We start from the raw sequence: 16690 nt of genomic DNA on the forward strand, positions 1-16690 counted from the left end.
GGGCCGCTTCCCGGGCCAGCTTCTCGATCTCATCGAACCTCCCGGCCTCCAGAAGGTCGGTGGGAACGATCCAGGTGCCGCCGCAGGCCACCACGTTCTTTTGTGTCAGGTAGTCCTTGGCGTTGCCCGGCTTGACGCCGCCGGTCGGCATAAACTTCATCCCGGCGTAGGGGCCGGACAGGGCTTTGAGCATCCCCACGCCACCCACCACCTCGGCGGGGAAGAGCTTCACCAGCTTCAGGCCTTCCCGCATACAAGCCTCCACCTCGGAGGGAGTGGCGGTACCGGGAATGACGGACACGTCTTGCTGCACACACCAGCGCACCGTCTCGAGATTGAGTCCCGGGCTGATGATCGCCTTGGACCCGGCCGCCACCGCCTCCTGGGCGGTCTCGGGGGTCAGCACCGTCCCGGCGCAGATAAACAGCTCGGGCACCGCGTCGGCGATGGCCCGGATAGACCCAGCGGCGGCGGCAGACCGGAAGGTGATCTCCGCCGCGGGCAGGCCGCCGTTGGCCAGCGCTCTGGCCAGCGGGACAGCGTGCTCCACGCAGTCCATTTTAATGACAGGCACGATGCCCACCTGATAAAGAACCTGTTCCATCTCCATGGGAATCACTCCTCTCAGCAGTTCTTCTGCTTGTTTTCCGCCATAAACTTCGCAAGCTGCTCCCGAGTGGGGAGGCCCTCGTTGTCACTGACATGCATGATCTGAATGGTGCCGATGGCGCTGCCCCGGCGGACGGCCTCCTCCAGAGGCAGGCCCTCCAGTACCGCGCTGATGACCCCGGCGGCAAAGCCGTCGCCCGCGCCCACGGTGTCCACGATCTCCTTGGGCGGATAAGCGGGGGTGTGGAAGGAGCCGTCTTTGGTAAAGGTCTCCGCCCCGTCGGCGCCGGTCTTGACAATGACCGTCTTGGCTCCCAGCCCCAGGTAGAAGCTCCCGATGCCCAGCGGATCCTTTCTGCCGCAGAGCGTCAGGCCTTCGTTTTCCCCCGGGAGGACGTAGTCGGCCTGGGCCGCCATCTTGTTGATCTCCTCCACCATCTTCTCCTTGCTGGGCCAGAGCTGGGGCCGCAGGTTGGGATCAAAGAAGATGGGAATTCCCGCTTTTTTGGCCGCAGCCATCAGGTGATAGGTCGTGGCCAGCGCAGTTTCCGAAGTGGCGGGCAGAATGCCGGAGAGATGGATGGCGTCCCACTGGGTGAGGTCCACATCCCTCACATCCTCCGGGGAAATCGTGGAGGAGGCGGAGCCCTTCCGGTAGTAGTAGATGTCCGGATCTCCCTGGCTGGTCTTGCTCTTGAGCATGAAACCGGTGCGGTGGTCCGGGTCGATCTGGGTCAGAGAGGTGTCGATGCCGTTTTCGTTCATGCAGTTGATGATCTGACGGCCGAAGGGATCATCTCCCACCTTGGTAAGGTACCCGGCAGTGTGTCCCAGCCGGGTCAGGCCCACGGCCACGTTGAATTCCGCCCCCGCCACAGAGGTGGAGAAGTGCTTGACCTTCTCCAGTTTGGCCTCCTCCTGCGCGATGAAGAGTCCCATGGGCTCTCCGGCGGTGAGAATACGCTTTGCTTCCATTGGTATGACCCCCTTAGGGCTGTTTGCCGATATAAGCCAGAATGCCGCCGTCCACATAGAGGATGTGGCCGTTGACAAAGTCGGACGCCTCAGAGGCCAGGAACACGGCCGGGCCCATCAGGTCGTCGGTGGTGCCCCAGCGGGCGGCCGGGGTCTTGGCAATGATGAACTGGTCAAAGGGGTGGCGGCTGCCGTCCGGCTGACGCTCCCGAAGGGGAGCGGTCTGGGGAGTGGCAATGTAACCGGGGCCGATGCCGTTGCACTGGATGTTGGCCTCGCCGTACTCGGAGCAGATGTTCCGGGTCAGCATCTTCAGGCCGCCCTTGGCGGCGGCGTAGGCGGAAACGGTCTCCCGGCCCAGCTCGCTCATCATGGAGCAGATGTTGATGATCTTGCCGTGGCCCTTTTTGAGCATCCCGGGGATCACCGCCTTGGAGACGATGAAGGGGGCGTTCAGATCCACGTCGATGACCTTGCGGAATTCGTCGGCGGACATGTCCAGCATGGGGATGCGCTTGATGATGCCGGCGTTGTTGACCAGGATGTCGACGGTGCCGACCTCCTGCTCCACCTTGGCAATGAACGCAGCCACAGCCGCTTCGTCGGTGACGTCGCAGACATAGCCGTGGGCGGTGATCCCCGCCTCTTTGTAAGCGGCCAGGCCCTTGTTCATCAGTTCTTCGTTGATGTCGTTGAATACGATGGTCGCGCCCATGGAGGCGTAGGCCGAAGCGATGGCAAAGCCGATGCCGTAGGAGGCGCCGGTGATGAGGGCCACCTTGCCGTCCAGACGGAAGCTTTTGTCGGTAATCATGGTATCATTCCTTTCCAAAATCGTTCCCCGGAAAACCGCCGGAGAACACAGACATTCTGACGCTGAAAAAAGACCCTATCACCGCAGGTCGGGCACGGCGATATTGTCCATGTCGTCAAATGCCTGATTCTCGCCGCCCATGGCCCAGATAAAGGTGTAGTTGCTGGTGCCGCAGCCGCAGTGGATGGACCAGGAGGGCGAGATCACCGCGTCGAAATTGCGCATCACCAGATGCCGGGTCTGCTGAGGCTGGCCCATGATGTGGAACACGGCGTTGTCCTCGGGGATGTTGAAGTAGGTATAGATCTCCATCCGGCGCTCATGGGTGTGGCAGGGCATGGAGTTCCACACACTGCCGGGGGCCAGCTGGGTCAGGCCCATGGAGAGCTGGCAGGTCTCCAGCACGTCGGGGTGGATAAACTGGTTGATGACCCGCTTGTTGCAGGTTTCCTCCGCGCCGCAGGGGCGCTTGTTGGCGTCCTTCATGGAGATAAAGGTAGTCTTGCAGACCTTGTGGGCGGGGGCGGAGACCAGATAGAACCGGGCGGGATTGGCCCCGTCCTTGCTCCGGAAGGTGACTTCCTTGGTCTCTTTGGTGATATACAGGCAGTCCTCGAAGTCCAGGTCGTACTGCACCCCGTCGGCCACGATGACGCCCGGGCCTCCCAGATTGAACACACCGGCCTCCCGGCGCTCCAGGAAGTAGCGGGTTCCGAAATTGTGCCAGATGTCGATGCCCTGGTCAATGGACACGGTCTTGCTCACGGGCATGATCCCCAGCACCACCATACGGTCCACATGGGAGTAGGTGGCGGTGACCTGGTCGGGCTGATAGAGATCCTCAATGAGGAATTCCTTCCGCAGCTCCTCGGTGGTATAGTGCTTCATGTCCTCGGGACCGGTGGAATAACGAATATCCATGGATGTGATCCTCCTTTAAGCCTTCTGTGCCAGATGGAACCGGAAACCAGCGATATCCTCGGCAAAGTAGATGACCCGGACCTTGCCGTCCGGGCCGCGGCCCGCAGTGGAATCGTCAAAAGCAATTCCCTTGCCCTTGAGGTATTCCATAGCCTTCTCGGTGTCGTTGGTGCGGATGGCCACATGGCCCAGACGCCCCAGGAAGGGCATCTTCATGATCTCAAACTGATCGTTGACAAAGAAGCTGCCGTCGGTCTCCCGGCTGTCAAAGCCGAAAAGCGTGCACAGGGTCTCCACAGTCTGTTTGGCCTCGGCCGCGTCGGACTGATTGACGCCGATGTGGGCCAGTTCAAAGCCCAGCTCTTTTACGTCCATAAATCATACTCCTTTTGCACCCCATCCCTGGAGCAGGCCGCCCGGGAAATACGGAGCCGCAAAAAATTTTAAAGGTTTCTTTGCCTGCACTCCCCTTCAGAAGAGGGGCAATAACAATCAAAGTTTTTTCGCTTGCGCTCTCTTTCAGCAGCGAGACAAAGACTATTAGGTTTTCTTTGCCTACTTTCTTTTTCAAAAGAAAGTAGGTTATCTGGAGAGGTAGCCGCCGTCCACGGGGATAACGGCGCCGTTGAGGTAGTTGGAGGCAGAGCTTGCCAGGAAAATGGCCAGGCCCTTCATATCTTCAGGCGTGCCCCATCGTCCGGCAGGGATGCGGCCCAGGATCTCCTTGTTGCGCCCCTCGTCCGCAATGAGGGCAGTGTTCATCTCAGTTGCCATGTAGCCGGGGGCAATGGCGTTGACCTGGATGTTCCTGCCCGCCCACTCGTTGGAGAGGGCCTTGGTGAGCTGCGCCACGCCGCCCTTGCTGGCGGCGTAGGCCGGGACTGTAAAGCCCCCGAAGAAGGAGAGCATGGAGGCCAGATTGATGATCTTGCCGCCGCCCTGGGCGATCATCTTTCGCCCGGCCAGCTGGCAGAGTACAAACACGGCGGTCAGATTGACGTTCAAAACCGTGTCCCAGTCCTCCAGCGTGAAGTCCTCACAGTGGTTCCGGCGCTGCACCCCGGCGTTGTTGAGAAGAATGTCGATGCCGCCGCCCAGCAGCTCTACCGCCGCGTCAAATACAGCGGGAATTCCGGCCCGGTCGGAGAGGTCTCCCCGCAGCCCGGTAACGTCCAGGCCCTTGGCCCGCAGGGCCTCGGCCGCCTTCAAAACGGCGTCGCTGGATCCCAGGATGACCACCTTGGCCCCAGCCTCCGCCAGGCCCTCGGCCATGCCCAGACCCAGGCCCCGGCCGCCGCCGGTGACCAGCGCCCGCTTGCCTGTCAGATCAAATAAATTCGTCATTGCCGTCTCCTCCTCAGTCAAAGGTGAACATGACCTTCACCGCGCCGGTCCCCTTGGTGGTCAGGAGATCGAAGCCCTTCTGGGCCTCGGCGGCGGGGAGGACGTGCGTGATGATCTTCTCATAGTTGGGATCGGCGCCCACGATCTGGGCGGCCAGGGCGAAGTCCTTCAGCCGGTAGACCCGGGTGAACTGGATATCGGTCTCCTTGGCCATTCCCTTGAAGTAGGGCATCGCCACAGGTTTGGAGTAGGAGGCCACCACCAGGATGTGGCCCTTGACCTTCACAGCGTCCAGCAGCACATCAGCCACAGGCTGCACCCCGGCGCAGTCAAAGACCCAGTCGTAGCCGTCGCCGCCGGTACGGCTCTTGCAGTAGTCGCCCATATCCCCCAGCTTGGTGGGGTCCTGGACCTCGAAGCCCATCTCCCGGGCCAGCGCGGCGCGGGCGGGATCGGTCTCCATCATCACCAGGTCCTGGCAGCCAAACACCCGCAGGGTGAGGGCAACGACCATCCCGATCGTGCCGCAGCCAAAGACCACGGCGTTGTCGCCGGGGGTATACCCCCGCTCCCGCAGGGCGTGGACCGCCACGGCGGCGGGCTCCACAAAGGCCCCCAGCTTGTTGGAGGCATTGTCGGCCAGAGGAATGATGCTCTCCTTGGGCACCTGGACGTATTGGGCAAATCCGCCGTCGCAGTCGATGCCCAGCAGGCCCAGAGTGTTGCACACATGGCTGTTCCCCTCCCGGCAGGGGGTGCAGTGGCCGCAGGAAAGCAAAGGATAGACGGTGACCCGGGTGCCTTTGGCAATGCCGGGGACGTCGTCGGATTCCAGGGTACCGGAAAACTCATGACCCATGACCAGAGGGGCCTTGGCCCGGGGATGGAGTCCCGCGTAAATGTGAAGATCGGTGCCGCAGATGCCCGCGTGGGACACCTTCACCAGGGCGTAGCCCTCCTTGACCTGGGGCACGGGGATGTCCTTGACCGCCAGCTGGTTGGCACCTTCATAAATGATTGCCTGCATATCGTTTCGCCTCCAAAGGTGGGTTTTGGAAAAACACCGCACGCCGGCTCCCCGTCGTGCGGTGCTTTCCCGGCTTATTTTTTGGGTGTGTTGACCGGGTAGCGGACCGGCTCTCCCTTCAGAAAGCGGACGGTCTCCTCGGCACACTTGCGGTTGAGCTCCACAGCGGACTCCTCAGAATACCAGCCCATGTGGGGGGTCACCACCACGTTCTCATGCCGGAAGAGCGGGCTGTCCTTGGAGAGCGGCTCGGCGCACACCACGTCGATTCCTGCCCCGGCCAGCTTTCCGGAGGAGAGGGCCGCCTCCAAGGCATCCTCATCCACCAGTCCGCCCCGGGCCACGTTGATGAAATAGGCTCCGTCCTTCATCTTGGAGAAGGCCGCGGCGTCCATCATCCCCTTGGTCTCGGGGTTCAGGCCGCAGTGGAGAGAGAGAATGTCGGCCTCGGCGAGGACCTCGTCCTCGGTGGCCTTGAACTCGATAAAGTCGGGCGCGTGGAAGCCGGGTTTACCGTAGGCAGCATCATAGGCGATGATCTTGCAGCCCAGAGCCTTCACCCGCTGGGCGAAGGCGGTTCCGATGCGCCCGGCGCCAAGGATGCCCACCGTGCGGGTGGACAGGCGATGGACGGGAACGGCCTCAATATAGTTCCAAACCCCGGCGCGGGTCATGTTGCCGATCATGTGGGTCTTGCGGGTGAGGGAGAGCATCAGGGCCAGCGCCTGATCGGCGACCTCGTTGGTGCCATAGTCGGGCACATTGCAGATCTGCACGCCGTACTCGGTAGCGTCGTCCAGATTCACATTGTCCACGCCCACACCGTAACGCACCACAAGCTTGAGCGTGGGAATGGCCTCAAAGATCTTCTTGTCCATCCTGGCGTACTGGTTGAGGAAGCACACCGCTCCCTGGCACTGCTCGATGACCTCATCCTGCGTCTGGCAGTGGAGCCACTTGAAGTCGAGGCCTGCAGCGTCAAAAATGGCCTTTTCTGTGTCCACATCCTTGTGGTCACAGTCACAGATCATGATTTTGGGATTGAGTTCCATAGCAGCGAATTCCTTTCGTCAGGCAGATGGGTCTAAAAAAGAGGAGGGAAGGGACGGACTCAGCCGCCCACAAAGAACATGTTGAACCCGGCGGGCAGGCTGATCAGGCCCAGCGCCTTGGGGATGAGGAGAGAGAAGAACGGGATATAGGTGATGAGCAGCAGCGCGACCAGCACCACGCCAAAGAATGGCAGCAGCGTTTTGATGACCTGCTCGATCTTCACATTGGCGATCTTGCAGCCCGCGAAGAGGATGGCGCCCACCGGCGGGGTCAGCGTGCCCACGCAGAGGTTCATGACCATCATCAGTCCGAAGTGGACGGCGTTCATCCCGAAGGACTGCACAATGGGCAGGAAGATGGGGGTGAAGATCAGGACCGCCGGAGTGGGATCCATGAAGGTGCCCACCAGCAGCAGGATAATATTCATGATGATCAGGATCACGATGGGATTGTTGCTGATCCCCAGCATGGCGTTGGAGATCATCTGGGGGATCTTGGCAAAGGACATGACCCAGCTCATGATGGAGGACACACACACCAGGAATTCCACCACAGCGGTAGTCTTAACGCTGGCCAGCAGGATCTTGGGCAGGTCCTTCATCTTGATGCTGCGGTAAATAACGCTCAGCAGCAGCGAATAGACCACAGCGATGGCGGAGCCCTCCGTGGCGGTAAAGACGCCGCCCAGAATGCCGCCGATGACGATGACAATGAGCAGCAGGCTGGGAATGCCCTCCCACAGAGTCTTAAGCGCCAGCTTGAGGGGGAACTTTTCGGTGGAGACATAGCCGCGCTTCTTGGCCATAAAACCGGTGAGGATCATACAGCCGATGCCCCAGAGGATGCCGGGGATGTAGCCGGCCATAAAGAGGGCAGCGATGGAGACAGAACCGGCCACGGTGGAGTAGACGATCATAATGTTGCTGGGGGGGATCATCATGCCGGTCGGGCCGGAGGCGATATTGACAGCGGCGGAGAATTCACGGGCGTAGCCCTCCTCCTCCTCCATGGGACCCAGGATGCCGCCCATGGCGGAAGCTGCGGCCACGCCGGAGCCGGAGATGGCGCCGAAAAGCATGTTGGCCACGATATTGGTCTGGGCCAAGGCGCCGGGAAGCTTATGCGCCAGTATTTTGGCACAGCCGATCAATCGTTTGGCGATACCGCCGTTGTTCATGATGTTGCCCGCCAGCACGAAGAAGGGGATGGCCAGCAGGGAGAACGAGTTGGCACCGGTAAAGGTGCGTTTGGCGGCAGTCATCATGGCCTGCTCAAAGGGCAGTACCACCATGACGGCGGCGGCGGCGCCGGCGCCGATGGACAGGCCGATGGGAAAGCCCAGGGCCAGCATGATGACGATACTCACAACCATGACGAGGGCGGCGAGTGCTGCTTGTTCCATAATTTCTTACCTCCTCTTACATGGTGCTTCCGGCATCCTTGCTGATACCGGACTGGCCCTTTTTGTAGTTGTCAAAGGCCAGAAAAATGTTGTAGATAGCGTAGAACAGAATGAACACGCCGGAAATGGGAATGGCAGAGTAGATGACGCCCATGGGGATCTGAAGGGCGGCGTCCACGGTGCCCATCTGCTGGGCTGTGACCATCTTTCCCCCATACATCAAAACCACCAGGGAAAACAGAATGAGTACAACGTTGGTGAGCAGCTCCACCAGCAACAGGGGCACGCCATGAAGTTTATCCTTCAGGACGGTGATGTCCAGATGCTCTCTGAGGCCAAACACGTAGGCAGAGCCATACATGATCATCCAGACAAAGAGGTACTGGGCCAGAGCCTCGGAAATGGCGCTGGGCTTGTTGAAGAAGTAGCGGGTGACCACCTGGTAGGTCACCAGGACGGTCATCACGGCCAGGATGATGATGCACATCCACTCCATGACCTTATCCACCACCCGTTTGACGGCGGTTAACGCTTGCATACAGGGTCCTCCTTTTCTCTTACTTGCCGGTTTTTCCGCAGTTTTATCAGAAGAGGCCCGCAGGAGCCTGCGGGCCTCTTGCTGTTACGTAAGAGTATTGTGGCTATACTGTGGCACTAAAATTGGGCGGTAATTACCGCAGCGCCTGGATCTCGTCGTAGACCTTCTGGGTCATCTCGCTGCGGGCAGCGATCTCCTTGATGAGGGGAGAGACCTTCTCCTGGAAGGGAGCAATGTCGATCTCGGTGATGGTGACGCCGAATTCATCCTTGCACTTGGTGAAGTACTCCTCACGCAGAGTCTCGGCCAGAGAGAACATGGTGTCCACAGACTCGGTGGCGAGCTTCTTCAGAGAGGCCTGATCCTCTTCAGACATGCCCTTGAGCACGTCAGCATTGATGATCAGCTCATCGGGGATCATCAGGTGGTTGGTCAGGGTGTAGTAAGGAGCGACCTCGTACTGGAGCAGGTCGGTGTAGGTGATGATGTTGTTCTCAGCGCCGTCGAGAGTGCCGGCCTGGATGGCAGAGTATACATCGCCCTGTGCCATGGCGGTGCCCACGCCGCCCATGAGGTTCATCATCTGGATCATGGTGTCAGACTGCATGACGCGGATCTTCTTGCCGGCCAGCTGCTCGGGAGTGGTGATAAGTTCCTTGGTGTACAGGCAGCGGGGGCCAAGGCTGTAAGCGGCCAGCACGTTGAAGCCGTTGGCTTCGGTGGTGGAGAACAGCTCGTCAAGCGCGCCGGACTGGAACAGCTTCTTCTGGTGGTCGATACTGTCATAGATGTAGGGAGTGCCGATGATGGCAAAGTCGGGGTTCACGCCCTCGATGATGGAGTTGGCCACGATCGCCATCTCGATGGCGCCGGACTGCACCAGCTCCAGGGACTCCTGCTGAGAGCCGAGCTGCTCGCTGGGATAGACTTCGATGGAATAACGGCCCTCGGTGGCGTCGTAAAGCTTGTCGCTCAGCTCCACCACAGTCTTGGCCTCAGGGTTCTCCATGGTCTGGTTGAAGGAGCACTTCAGGACGGTCTGGCCGACCTTCGCGCCGCCGTTGTCAGCGGGCGCCTGGCTCTCGGCGGCGGCGGACTCGGCAGGGGCTGCAGACTCGGCGGGCTTATTGCCGCCGCAGGCAGCGGCGCCCATCATGAGGGTACCGGCCAGGAGCAGTGCAAGGGCAGATTTCTTACTGGTCATGTTCTTTTTCCTCCTCGAAAAATCTTTATTGCAACCGGCATCTTCGCCGGGGAGCAACCTTGAAAACAGGGGCCTGTGCCGTCCTTTGAAACCGGTTTGCAAAGTCTGCCGAAAAAAGGGAGAGCTTCCTCACCCTTTTACGGTCGAACCGCGAATTTCCAAACGGTTGGGCAATTCTTCATAGACTTGATACTCCGGTCCCTTTCCGGCAATCCGCTCCAGAAGGAGCTCTGCGGAACGCCGTCCCACCATCCAGGAGTCCTGGGTAATGGTCGTGATCCCGGGCGGGATCAGATCCGCCCAGCCCCAATCATCGAAGCCACACACGCCAAAGGCCGCGCCGATCTGGATCCCTGCGGCCTGAATTCCCTGAAGCAGGTTGAGCATGGTCACGCCGTTGACGGCAAAGGCCGCCAGACGCTGCCCGGAATATTTGCTGCGAAAGGTGTCCAGACAACGGACGCAGTCGTTCTTGTCCTCCAGTCGGAACTGGTAGAGCCGCTCTCCGCCGTCGTGCCCGAAGTGATCGCGCAGCGCATCGTAATAGCCCTGATAGCGGAGCAGACGGGGCGCCACATGTCCGTTTCCCTGGGTAAAAAAGGCCACCTGGTCATATCCCAGGCTTTTTAAGTAAGTGACACACTGATAAGTAATGTGATAGCTCTCTGTGGCCACCGTATCCAGCAGCCCGGGTGCCGACAGGCACCGGTCCGCCAGGACCAGGGGGACTCCCCGCTCGTGCAGAGAAATGAGGTATTCGTCGTTCTGTCCGGTGGTGTTGACGATCAGCCCATCCACCTGATTTTCCAGCAGATCCCGGATCCCCATGCGCTCCCGCTCAGGGTCGTCACCGCTGTCCACCAGCAAAAGCTGATATCCAGCAGTCAGACATACGCTGTTGATCCCTTTGACAATCAAAGCGGAGAAGGGACTGGAGATATCACTCACCAGGCATCCGATCAGCCGGCTGTTCCGGGCCTTCAGGCTCTGGGCCATCCGGTTCGGGCGGTAGTGAAGTTGTTCGATGACTTCCTCCACCCGCTCCCGTGTCTCATTGGAGAGCGCATCATACCGCCCGTTGAGGAACCGCGAGACCGTTGTCTTGGAGACCCCGGCCTGTGCCGCTACCTGATCGATGGTGACTGACTTTTTTCGCCCGCCCAGGCTCGGCATATCCGGCTTCCCCCTCTCGGACATTCTCGATTGCGTATTCATCCTACCTCCATGAAACCGGTTTGTCAACGAATTTTTCATAACAAAATCTCACTTTGTGAATAAGTGCTGTTTTTTGAGAATATATTTTGTGCGTTTTGACATGTCTCAATTTTTAGTTGATAATTTATTAACAAAGTCATCGGATGAATTGCGGTAAAAAAGCCCTTTTTTGTCTTTTATTCCTGCTGTGTTCCCTGGAGATAGCGGCGGTTTTCCGCCAGATGCAGGATCATGGCATATCGAGCCCGCTGAGGATCTCGACCGCGAATGGCGTTCACCAGTTCCCGATGTGAGCGAATGGTGTTCTCCTTGAGCTCGTTGCGGGTCAGATCGATGTTCAGGCTGGCCGAGGAGTGAATCACCGGCACGAGAGTGCCCACCACCTGATTGTGGCTGGCCAGCGCAATGCAGCGGTGGAGCTCCACATCCTCCTGCTGATAGACCCGCTCTCCCCTTATAAAACGTTCCACCTTGGCGCACTGGGCTTCCAGGCGCTTCAGCTCGTAGTCCGTGGCGCGGTCAGCGGCCATGGCGGCCATCTCCGGCTCCAGCATCAGCCGCACATCCAGCAGATCCAGTGCGAGCTGTCGATCTTGTTTGGCAAAGGTAAGCCCCAGCGGATCGTCCGACACACCGGGCCGCGGGGAGATAAAGGTCCCCGACCCCTGCCGCACCACGAGGATGTTCCGGGACACCAGTCCCTTAATGGCCTCCCGTACTGTGCCCCGCCCCACGCCCAGGCGGCGGGAGAGCTCCATCTCGGTGTCCAGGCGGTCCCCCGGCCGAAGCTCATTCTCTTTGATGATCCGGATGATCTGTTCTTCCACAGCGACGGAAAGCGGCTTGGTCTCGTTTGTCATGGGTCTTCCCTCTCTTTGTCCCTGCGCCGATGCGTCAGTCGGGAGGCAGCCTCCAAAGACCGGTCTCCTGACAAAACGCGCAACTTTTATTTATTCTACCCTGTTTTTCTTCGAGACGCAAGAGTCGGTTTTCGTTGACAGTGGCCCTGGAACCTTTTATGATAAAGGATAAGAGATCGGAGGGCATCAAAATGGAATTGACTTCCTTATATTACAGGCTTCGCAGTTTGACCGCCTATCGGCCCCTTTTGGAGCAGCCGGTCCTCCGCTCGGCCATCTCCCTTCTGGATCACCTGAGCGGCGGAGCGGGAGAGCCGGCTTTGGATGCCTGGGCAGAATTTTGTTTTCAACTGGAAAAGGCAGGCGCCGAGGGGCCGGGTTCCTGGCTGCTGGAGCAGCTTCGTTACTGCGACGCCCCGTGGCCCCGGGCTGTGGAGTCCGGCTGTTCTTTGCCCGGGGGAGAGCTGTCGGCCCGACGGGATCTGGAGACTTTCTCCGCGCTGTCGGCTCTGGACAGTGCGTCCCTGCGCCAAACCCTGGCCGCCCTTCTCCCCCCGGAGGGCCGTGCCGCCGCGGAAGAGCTGCCCCTTTGGACTTCCGGGCCCGCCTTTGACTTTGATACCCTGTCAAACTGGTACCGGTCACATGGCACCGGGCCCTTCGCCCGCTACCGGGCTTTTTTATGGGAGGACGGCCAACTTCTGCCTGTACCACGGCCTGACGCTCCCGGGAGCGAGACGCTGATGGGTTACCGGCTCCAGCGCGCCCAGGTGGAGGCCAACACGCGGGCTCTGCTGGCGGGGCGGCTGGTCAACAATGTCCTGCTCTTCGGCGACAGCGGCACCGGAAAATCCGCCACGGTCAAATCGCTCCTCTCTCTGCCGGACAGTGGGGATCTCCGTCTGATCGAGATCGAAAAGAACAGCGTGGCACAGATGCCTCAGCTGATCCGTTCCCTGGGTGGCCGGCGGCAGAAATTCATCCTGTTTATCGACGACCTGGCCTTCGACCAGGACGACCGTACCTACGGCGTCCTCAAGACCATCCTGGAGGGCGGCCTGGAGCCCCGCCCCGCCAATGTTGCCATCTACGCCACCTCCAACCGCCGGAACCTGGTTCGGCAGACCTTCTCGGACCGGGAGGGAGACGAGGTGGATCGGGGCGAGACCATTCAGGAAAAGACCGCCCTGGCCGACCGGTTCGGTCTGCGCATCCCTTACCTGGGACTGGCCAAGGCGGAGTATCTCTCTCTGGTGGAGCGTCTGGCTGCCCAGGCGGATATACAGATGCCTCAGGAGGAGCTTTTCGCCCGGGCCGTCCGATGGGATGCCCGTCACCCCGGCCGTTCCCCCCGCACGGCACAACAGTTCATCGCCAGTCTGGCCTGACGCGCATTTTTACATGCTCTTCTTTTATTTTACGCCCAGGAGGTGTTCCTTATGGCAACCCGTCAACCCAGCTATTACCGCCGCAATGACGGCACCGGGATGTTCGACAACCTTCAAGAGGCCTATGACCGTCTGGACGCGATTATTGAAAGCTCCTATGACGGGATCTACATCACCGATGGCAACGCCGTCACCATTCGCGTCAACCGGGCCTATCTGGACATCACCGGCCTGCGGGAGGAAGAGGTCATCGGCAAAAACATGTGGGACATCCAGAAGGCCGGTGTCATCGACCGCTCCGGGACCATCATCGCCCTGTCCACCCGGAAGCCGGCCTCTCTGGAGCAGACCTTCCGCTCAGGCCGCAAGGCACTCATCACCAGCACGCCCGTATTCGGAGAGGGCGACCGCATCGTCATGGTGGTGACCAATGTGCGGGATATGACTGATTTCTATGAACTGCAGGAAAAATTCAAGGCCACCGAAGCTCTGACTCAAAAATATTATTCCGAGATCCAGTTTGCCCGGCGCCAGGTGCTGGATTCAGCCGACCTCATCGCCTCCGACCCCAGGATGCTGGAAGTGCTGTCCATGGTCGACCGGGTGGCCGCTATGGACGCCACCGTACTGCTGCTGGGTGAAACCGGCGTCGGCAAGGAGAAGATCGCCAAGTACATTTATAAGAGCAGCCCCCGAAAGGGAGAGCGATTCCTTACCATCAACTGCGGGGCCATCCCTCCCAACCTCATCGAGTCGGAACTCTTCGGCTATGAGAAAGGCGCCTTTACCGGGGCCAACCGGGAGGGCAAACTGGGCCTTTTTGAGATGGCCGACAAGGGCACGGTCTTTCTCGACGAGATCGGCGAACTCCCTCTGGACATGCAGGTCAAACTCCTGCGGGTTCTTCAGGAGCAGCAGGTCGTCCGGGTAGGCGGCACAGACCCCATCCCCATCAATGTGCGCATTCTGGCCGCCACCAACCGCGATCTGGCGGATATGGTCCGCAAAAAGACCTTTCGGGAAGATCTCTATTACCGCCTCAACGTGGTTCCCATCACCATCCCGCCTCTTCGGGAGCGTCGGGACGATATTCTCCCCTTCACCAAGGCCTTTTTGGCCGAGCTGAACAAGAAATACGGCCTTCACAAACAGTTTACGCCCCCCGCTCTCCAGGCCCTGTTGGACTATGACTGGCCGGGTAATGTCCGGGAACTGCGCAACCTGGTGGAGCGGATGGTCATTATGAGTCCCAACGACCTCATCCGCACCGCCGACCTCCCCTTCCGCGGAAGCTGGACTCCGGGCGTCCTGCTGGACTCGGAGGGCGACGGCCCCATGGATCTGAAAAAAGCGGTGGAAACCCTTGAATTCCAAGCCATCAACCGTGCCTATGCAAAGTACGGAAACGTCCGCCAGGCCGCAGCCAGTCTGATGATGGACGCCTCCACTTTTGTCCGAAAGCGGAAAAAATACTCCGCCGAACTTTTCCCCGAAGAAATACCTGAAATGTGATTGTTTCATTTTTGCAACACGTGTCATTTCTGCAACGCACGTCAAATAAGAAAATAGTGGCCCAGTTGGGTTTAAACGAATTCCTATTGTTGCGCTTCCGCAACAATAGGAATTCGTCCTTTTTAAATTTTTTGAAAACTTTGATTTTTATTTTCCCATCAATCCATTGTGGTGCAATGGCTTTCGGCCTCGCCCAAAAATTTGCGGTGCAACTTGGCACGCCCCTTGCATTATAAATGGGTGTGTTAAGTCCGCGGGACGGTGGGAGACGTCAGCTCGATAGTCAGGCGCCGCGGAGGGAGTTCAAGAAATTCCAGAACATAAGGAGAAAGGTGGTTTACATCCAAATGGCAAATGAAAAAGTATGCTACAGCCGCTACCGTAAGTGGGGCGAGGTCCAGCCGTGCTGGAAGGTGGGTATCTTCAAGATCCGTCTTCCCTTCGTTCACTATGCATGGTCTGTCCCTGAGATGCTCCAGGGCCTGCTGATGTGCGCAACCTGCTTGGGTGCCATCCCCGTCCTCACCGAGGTGCTCGGCGTAGAGTACGGCGTGGCCCTGTCCATGGTCATCATCAACGGTTTCCTGTATAACCTCCACGTCCTTCTGGGCGACCCCGTGGTCCCCGGCTGGATCACCCCCGCCATCCCCATCATCACCGCGTTCCTGACCAACGGCTACGCCATCGGCCCTGACCGCACCCACGCCCTGATCGCCCTGCAGATGGAAGTCGGTATCATCTTCCTGGTGTTCGGCATCACCGGCCTGGGGGCCAAGGTCATCGATATCGTTCCTAACTCCGTGAAGGCCGGTGTTCTGATGGGCGGCGGTATTGCTTCCGTCATCGGCGAGTTTAAGTCCGGCGGTCGTTTCGGCATCTATCCCATCGGTATTACTGTCGGCCTGCTGGTTGCTTATTTCTGCCTGTTCAGCCCCCAGTTCGCCTACATCCGCAAGAACAATAAATTTATCAACGCCATCGGCAAGTTTGGTATGCTTCCCGCCATCATCATCGCCGTTATTGTCGGCCCTCTGGTGGGCGAGATCGCCATCCCCGACATCACCTGGTGGCCTCTGTTCAAGGTTCCTGAGTTCGGCAACATCATCAGCCAGCTGACTCCCTTCGGCATTGGCTTCCCCACTGCCGCCACCTTTATTGCCGCTATCCCCACCGCCGTGGTGGTCTACATCATCGCTTTCGGTGACTTCGTCACTTCCGAGGCCCTGCTGCACCACGCCGACGTGGCCCGTCCCGACGAGGTTCTGGAATTCGATGCCAACCGTTCCAACCTGATCAGCGGCATCCGTAACGTGGTCATGTCCCTCACCTGCCCCTACACTCAGATGTGTGGTCCTCTGTGGGCCGCCGTTACCGCTGCAGTTTCTCAGCGGTATGAGGAGGGTCCCGAGGCGATGGAGTCCTTCTATTCCGGCGCCGGCTCCTTCCGTTGGTCCACCTTCGTGGCCGTATCCCTGATGCCCATCTCCTCCCTGCTGCAGCCGGTGCTCCCCATCGCTCTGTCCATGACTCTGATGGTCCAGGGCTTTATCTGCACCCGCCTGGGCATGGAGATGTGCGAAGACGAGAACGAGCGCGGCATCTGCGGCGTTATGGGTTCTGTTCTCGCTATCAAGGGCGCTGCCTGGGGTCTGGCCGTCGGCCTTCTGCTCCACTTCCTGCTGCACTTCTACAGCAAGAACAAGGCGGCTGCCAAGGCTGCTTCCGCTGGGATCAAGGAGTAATTTTCCCTCCCCTCTCTGCGTTCAACTTTTCTCCCAAGGTTGAATCCCGGCTCTGCCGGAATCCATAGTCCGTTTATTTCTTAAGA

At 59.4% G+C, this 16690-nt stretch carries 17 protein-coding genes; 3 read left to right on the top strand and 14 right to left on the bottom strand.

Annotated elements, in window-relative coordinates; translation table 11 throughout:
* From ACQRD3_RS04725 to ACQRD3_RS04790, 14 genes are all read right to left on the bottom strand, one after another.
* Positions 1 to 610: bifunctional 4-hydroxy-2-oxoglutarate aldolase/2-dehydro-3-deoxy-phosphogluconate aldolase (locus ACQRD3_RS04725; protein WP_427780145.1), on the bottom strand; the 610-nt coding region annotated here is incomplete at its 3' end.
* Positions 611 to 624: 14 nt separating this feature from the next.
* Positions 625 to 1584 carry a sugar kinase gene (locus tag ACQRD3_RS04730; RefSeq protein ID WP_427780147.1) on the bottom strand — a complete coding sequence of 320 codons (960 nt, stop codon included), beginning with the start codon at positions 1582 to 1584 and terminating at the stop codon, positions 625 to 627.
* A 13-nt stretch (positions 1585 to 1597) separates the two neighbouring features.
* Positions 1598 to 2398 carry a gluconate 5-dehydrogenase gene (locus tag ACQRD3_RS04735; RefSeq protein ID WP_080907436.1) on the bottom strand — a complete coding sequence of 267 codons (801 nt, stop codon included), beginning with the start codon at positions 2396 to 2398 and terminating at the stop codon, positions 1598 to 1600.
* A 78-nt stretch (positions 2399 to 2476) separates the two neighbouring features.
* A complete protein-coding gene (kduI, locus tag ACQRD3_RS04740) occupies positions 2477 to 3319 on the bottom strand; it encodes a 5-dehydro-4-deoxy-D-glucuronate isomerase (RefSeq protein WP_080907435.1) in 843 nt (280 codons plus the stop codon).
* A 15-nt stretch (positions 3320 to 3334) separates the two neighbouring features.
* Positions 3335 to 3694, bottom strand: a complete 360-nt coding sequence (locus tag ACQRD3_RS04745; protein WP_080907434.1) for a hypothetical protein — start codon at positions 3692 to 3694, stop codon at positions 3335 to 3337.
* Positions 3669 to 3890 carry a hypothetical protein gene (locus ACQRD3_RS04750; protein WP_427780150.1) on the bottom strand — a complete coding sequence of 74 codons (222 nt, stop codon included), beginning with the start codon at positions 3888 to 3890 and terminating at the stop codon, positions 3669 to 3671. The genes ACQRD3_RS04745 and ACQRD3_RS04750 overlap by 26 nt, the downstream gene beginning before the upstream one ends.
* An 11-nt stretch (positions 3891 to 3901) precedes the next feature.
* Positions 3902 to 4663 carry an SDR family oxidoreductase gene (locus ACQRD3_RS04755; RefSeq protein ID WP_080907433.1) on the bottom strand — a complete coding sequence of 254 codons (762 nt, stop codon included), beginning with the start codon at positions 4661 to 4663 and terminating at the stop codon, positions 3902 to 3904.
* 13 nt (positions 4664 to 4676) lie between these two features.
* Positions 4677 to 5690 carry a zinc-dependent alcohol dehydrogenase gene (locus tag ACQRD3_RS04760; protein WP_427780152.1) on the bottom strand — a complete coding sequence of 338 codons (1014 nt, stop codon included), beginning with the start codon at positions 5688 to 5690 and terminating at the stop codon, positions 4677 to 4679.
* Between the two features lie 74 nt (positions 5691 to 5764).
* Positions 5765 to 6742 (bottom strand): C-terminal binding protein, encoded by a 978-nt coding sequence (locus tag ACQRD3_RS04765; protein ID WP_080907431.1) that lies wholly within the window; start codon positions 6740 to 6742, stop codon positions 5765 to 5767.
* Positions 6743 to 6801: 59 nt separating this feature from the next.
* Entirely contained in the window at positions 6802 to 8145 is a 1344-nt protein-coding gene (locus ACQRD3_RS04770; protein WP_080907430.1) for a TRAP transporter large permease, read from the bottom strand.
* A gap of 16 nt (positions 8146 to 8161) precedes the next feature.
* Positions 8162 to 8683, bottom strand: a complete 522-nt coding sequence (locus tag ACQRD3_RS04775) for a TRAP transporter small permease (RefSeq protein WP_080907429.1) — start codon at positions 8681 to 8683, stop codon at positions 8162 to 8164.
* Positions 8684 to 8816: 133 nt separating this feature from the next.
* The gene (locus tag ACQRD3_RS04780; RefSeq protein WP_427780154.1) at positions 8817 to 9887 is read right to left on the bottom strand and encodes a TRAP transporter substrate-binding protein; all 1071 of its coding nucleotides are present in this window, start codon (positions 9885 to 9887) and stop codon (positions 8817 to 8819) included.
* A 129-nt stretch (positions 9888 to 10016) separates the two neighbouring features.
* On the bottom strand, positions 10017 to 11060 hold the full coding sequence (locus tag ACQRD3_RS04785) for a LacI family DNA-binding transcriptional regulator (protein WP_158082937.1): 1044 nt from the start codon (positions 11058 to 11060) through the stop codon (positions 10017 to 10019).
* Positions 11061 to 11278: 218 nt separating this feature from the next.
* Positions 11279 to 11962, bottom strand: a complete 684-nt coding sequence (locus ACQRD3_RS04790) for a FadR/GntR family transcriptional regulator (RefSeq protein WP_080907426.1) — start codon at positions 11960 to 11962, stop codon at positions 11279 to 11281.
* A 191-nt stretch (positions 11963 to 12153) separates the two neighbouring features.
* Between ACQRD3_RS04790 and ACQRD3_RS04795 the strand changes: the two genes are divergently transcribed.
* The 3 genes from ACQRD3_RS04795 to ACQRD3_RS04805 all read left to right on the top strand — a co-directional run bounded on the left by ACQRD3_RS04795 (position 12154) and on the right by ACQRD3_RS04805 (position 16604).
* Entirely contained in the window at positions 12154 to 13350 is a 1197-nt protein-coding gene (locus ACQRD3_RS04795) for an ATP-binding protein (protein WP_427780156.1), read from the top strand.
* Between the two features lie 51 nt (positions 13351 to 13401).
* The gene (locus ACQRD3_RS04800; RefSeq protein ID WP_080907424.1) at positions 13402 to 14862 is read left to right on the top strand and encodes a sigma 54-interacting transcriptional regulator; all 1461 of its coding nucleotides are present in this window, start codon (positions 13402 to 13404) and stop codon (positions 14860 to 14862) included.
* Positions 14863 to 15209: 347 nt separating this feature from the next.
* Positions 15210 to 16604, top strand: coding sequence for a hypothetical protein (locus ACQRD3_RS04805; RefSeq protein WP_080907423.1), 1395 nt, complete (start codon positions 15210 to 15212; stop codon positions 16602 to 16604).
* Positions 16605 to 16690 lie beyond the last annotated feature (86 nt).

It is taken from the genome of Candidatus Pseudoscillospira sp. SGI.172, from assembly GCF_050313575.1.
Classification (GTDB): domain Bacteria; phylum Bacillota; class Clostridia; order Oscillospirales; family Oscillospiraceae; genus Vermiculatibacterium.

What these genes read in the sequence shown, in the direction of transcription:
- ACQRD3_RS04730 (WP_427780147.1), bottom strand. Translation starts at nt 1,584, where the DNA reads ATGGAAGCAAAGCGTATTCTCACCGCCGGAGAGCCCATGGGACTCTTC.
- ACQRD3_RS04735 (WP_080907436.1), bottom strand. Translation starts at nt 2,398, where the DNA reads ATGATTACCGACAAAAGCTTCCGTCTGGACGGCAAGGTGGCCCTCATC.
- kduI (WP_080907435.1), bottom strand. Translation starts at nt 3,319, where the DNA reads ATGGATATTCGTTATTCCACCGGTCCCGAGGACATGAAGCACTATACC.
- ACQRD3_RS04745 (WP_080907434.1), bottom strand. Translation starts at nt 3,694, where the DNA reads ATGGACGTAAAAGAGCTGGGCTTTGAACTGGCCCACATCGGCGTCAAT.
- ACQRD3_RS04755 (WP_080907433.1), bottom strand. Translation starts at nt 4,663, where the DNA reads ATGACGAATTTATTTGATCTGACAGGCAAGCGGGCGCTGGTCACCGGC.
- ACQRD3_RS04760 (WP_427780152.1), bottom strand. Translation starts at nt 5,690, where the DNA reads ATGCAGGCAATCATTTATGAAGGTGCCAACCAGCTGGCGGTCAAGGAC.
- ACQRD3_RS04765 (WP_080907431.1), bottom strand. Translation starts at nt 6,742, where the DNA reads ATGGAACTCAATCCCAAAATCATGATCTGTGACTGTGACCACAAGGAT.
- ACQRD3_RS04770 (WP_080907430.1), bottom strand. Translation starts at nt 8,145, where the DNA reads ATGGAACAAGCAGCACTCGCCGCCCTCGTCATGGTTGTGAGTATCGTC.
- ACQRD3_RS04775 (WP_080907429.1), bottom strand. Translation starts at nt 8,683, where the DNA reads ATGCAAGCGTTAACCGCCGTCAAACGGGTGGTGGATAAGGTCATGGAG.
- ACQRD3_RS04780 (WP_427780154.1), bottom strand. Translation starts at nt 9,887, where the DNA reads ATGACCAGTAAGAAATCTGCCCTTGCACTGCTCCTGGCCGGTACCCTC.
- ACQRD3_RS04785 (WP_158082937.1), bottom strand. Translation starts at nt 11,060, where the DNA reads ATGCCGAGCCTGGGCGGGCGAAAAAAGTCAGTCACCATCGATCAGGTA.
- ACQRD3_RS04790 (WP_080907426.1), bottom strand. Translation starts at nt 11,962, where the DNA reads ATGACAAACGAGACCAAGCCGCTTTCCGTCGCTGTGGAAGAACAGATC.
- ACQRD3_RS04795 (WP_427780156.1), top strand. Translation starts at nt 12,154, where the DNA reads ATGGAATTGACTTCCTTATATTACAGGCTTCGCAGTTTGACCGCCTAT.
- ACQRD3_RS04800 (WP_080907424.1), top strand. Translation starts at nt 13,402, where the DNA reads ATGGCAACCCGTCAACCCAGCTATTACCGCCGCAATGACGGCACCGGG.
- ACQRD3_RS04805 (WP_080907423.1), top strand. Translation starts at nt 15,210, where the DNA reads ATGGCAAATGAAAAAGTATGCTACAGCCGCTACCGTAAGTGGGGCGAG.